This is a genomic window from Candidatus Endomicrobiellum agilis, from assembly GCF_020328115.1.
GTDB lineage: Bacteria > Elusimicrobiota > Endomicrobiia > Endomicrobiales > Endomicrobiaceae > Endomicrobiellum > Endomicrobiellum agilis.
The window spans coordinates 1-2,761 of record NZ_JAIXMW010000021.1; the positions used below are offsets into that span (position 1 = coordinate 1).

The following is a 2,761-nucleotide window of genomic DNA, read 5'->3' on the forward strand; positions in this document are numbered from 1 at the left end:
CAAAGGTTTTGGTATAAGATATTTGGGTGAAAAGATAATAAGAAAAGCCGGAAAAGCCGCGGCAGGCTCAGGCAAAAAATAGAGGATTTTAGATGAAAGATTCAAATAAAAGGTTTGATTATCGCGTTAAAAGGGTAAGAAATAAGATTAAGGGAACGCAAGAAAGACTTCGTTTAAGCGTTCATCGCGGACATAAGCATATTTATGCGCAAATCATTGACGACAGTAAAAGTACCACTTTGGTGTCAGCTTCAACATTGTCTCCTGAACTTAAAGGCAAGTTGAAAGWTACAGATACTGTCGCGGCGGCAAAGTCTGTAGGGGAACTGATAGCTAAAARAGCGTCTCAAAAAGGTGTTAAAAAAGTTGTGTTTGACCGCAGAGGGTATGAGTTTACAGGAAAAATTAAAGCTCTCGCAGACGCTGCAAGAGAAGGCGGGTTAGATTTTTAACGGAATTTGCTGGTTCCCAATGGAAATTCTTAAGCGAACCGCCAAAGGCGTTTCTAGATTTTAAGATAAAGTATGCTAAAGAAAAGAATACAGCGTGTAAGTCTTAGGAGGACAAGTTGGCTGAGAAAATATTTAAACAACAAAATGATAATGGCTTGAAAGAAACTGTTGTTGCCGTTAACAGAGTAGCAAAAGTTGTTAAAGGCGGAAAAAGATTTTCGTTTAACGCTTTGGTAGTTGTAGGCGACGGAGTCGGTAAAGTAGGTTGTGGTCTTGGCAAAGCAAACGAAGTGCAAGCTGCAATACAAAAAGGCAGTATGCAAGCTTCAAAACATATGGTTTCAGTGCAGCTTAAAGGCAGCACAATCCCTCACGAGATAATTGGTGTTTCAGGCTCGGGCAAGGTATTTCTAAAGCCTGCAGCTCCGGGAACTGGAGTTATCGCCGGCGGAGCAGTAAGAGCTGTTCTTGAAGCTGTAGGAATAAAAGATATTCTTACAAAGTCGATGCGTTCTTCTAATCCGTTTAATGTAGTGTATGCAACTTTAGAAGCGCTTAAAGCCCTTCGTTCAAAAGAATATGTTGCTAAAATCAGAGAGAAAGAGGCTGCGCAAATATGATAGGTTTGAATAATTTAAAGCCCGCAAAAGGCTCAAAACATAGAAAGAAAATTGTCGGACGTGGCGTTGCTTCTGGACATGGGCGTACTGCTACCCGTGGTTGTAAGGGGCAAAAATCTCGTTCTGGCGACGGAGCAAAAAAAATAGGTTTTGAAGGTGGGCAGATGCCTATTTTTAGAAGAATTCCTAAAAGAGGGTTCAATAATCAGTTCCGTAAAGAATACGAAATTGTCAATGTTGAAAGTTTAAATAAGTTTGATGCGGGTGTAGAAGTTACACCTCAATCTCTTAAAGAAGCTGGACTTACAGGAAAGGCAAAGCTTGTAAAAATCTTGGGCGTCGGCGAGCTTAAGAAAGCTTTAACTGTTAAAGTAGCTGCTTTCTCAAAGTCTGCAATTGAAAAAATCACTGCAGTAGGTGGTAAAGCTGAAATTGTTAAATAACGATTAAAAGAAGATGTAGACAGCAGTTGAAAAAAGAAGGATATAAGCGCAAAAAGCTTTGTCTGTTATTTTTTATTTTAGAGACAGTTGTGTATAGATTCATAAAGTAGTAAATACTTAGATTTTAAAATGTCAAGTTTTAGTAAATTGGAAATGAAAGATAACAGGATAAATTATGCTAAAAAGTTTTGGTGACATATTCAGAGTGCCTGAGTTAAGAAAAAGAGTACTTTTCACATTGCTTATTATTGTTGCTTATAGAATAGGAGCTACTGTTCCTCTTCCTGGCATCAATGCTGAGGCTGTAAAGTCTTTATTTGCTGCGCAGGCTAATGGACTGCTCGGCTTTTTAGACATGTTTTCCGGTGGAGCGCTTAACAGGATGTCGATTTTTTCTATGGGCATCATGCCATACATCAACGCGTCCATTATCATGAGTTTAATGCAGGGCGCCCATGTAATTCCTTATTTAGATAGGTTAGCAAAAGAGGGTGAACAAGGAAGAAAAAAGATTACGCAGATTACAAGGTATGGTGCTCTTATTTTGGGTGCTGTTCAATCTTTTGGGCTTACTATGATGATAACAAAAATTCCAACTCCTTCTGGCATGCCTATAGTGTTAGAGCCATCTTGGTCTTGGATATTTTTAACCATTACAACTTTGCTTACGGGTACTGTTTTGATAATGTGGCTTGGTGAACAAGTTACAGAAAGAGGTATTGGCAACGGTATTTCGCTTATAATTTTTGCTGGCATTGTTGAAAGGCTTCCTCATGCTGTTTTGAGCATTGTTAAACTTGTTCAAATGGAAGAAATTTCAATATTATATGTATTAACCCTTACTGCCATTGTCGTCAGCGTTTTAGTTGCTGTTGTTTGGGTTGAAACTGCTCAGAGAAGAATTCCTATTCATTATGCCAAGAAGATGGTCGGCAGGAAAATGTATGGAGGACAAGCTTCTTTCCTTCCTATAAAAATTGACCAATCTGGCGTTATAGCGGTTATTTTTTCTGTGGCTATTCTAACAGCTCCTTTGACCATAGCTCAATTTGCTCCAAATTGGACAATATTTGGTTTTCCTATTGCTAAGAAAATTTTAGAATGGTTTAACGGCGGGTCAGTTATATATAGCTTAATTTATGCTGGACTTGTTATTTTCTTCTGCTATTTTTATAACTCGATATCTTTTAATCCAAAAGACATTGCTGAAAATATGAAAAAGTCAGGCGGTTTCATTCCAGGTATT

General features: G+C 38.2%; 4 protein-coding genes. All 4 read left to right on the forward strand.

All coding sequences use genetic code 11. From position 1 onward, the window contains the following. Positions 1-92: 92 nt before the first annotated feature. Positions 93-452, forward strand: a complete 360-nt coding sequence (gene rplR / locus LE179_RS06450) for a 50S ribosomal protein L18 (RefSeq protein WP_374129551.1) — start codon at positions 93-95, stop codon at positions 450-452. A 116-nt stretch (positions 453-568) separates the two neighbouring features. Continuing rightward, positions 569-1,072, forward strand: coding sequence for a 30S ribosomal protein S5 (rpsE, locus tag LE179_RS06455; RefSeq protein WP_374129552.1), 504 nt, complete (start codon positions 569-571; stop codon positions 1,070-1,072). Continuing rightward, positions 1,072-1,515: a 50S ribosomal protein L15 gene (gene rplO / locus LE179_RS06460; RefSeq protein WP_374129554.1), complete on the forward strand. Its 444-nt coding sequence runs from the start codon at positions 1,072-1,074 to the stop codon at positions 1,513-1,515. Before rpsE ends, rplO begins: the two co-directional genes overlap by 1 nt. 175 nt (positions 1,516-1,690) lie before the next feature. Next, a partial coding sequence (gene secY / locus LE179_RS06465) for a preprotein translocase subunit SecY (protein ID WP_374129553.1) occupies positions 1,691-2,761 on the forward strand: 1,071 nt, incomplete at its 3' end.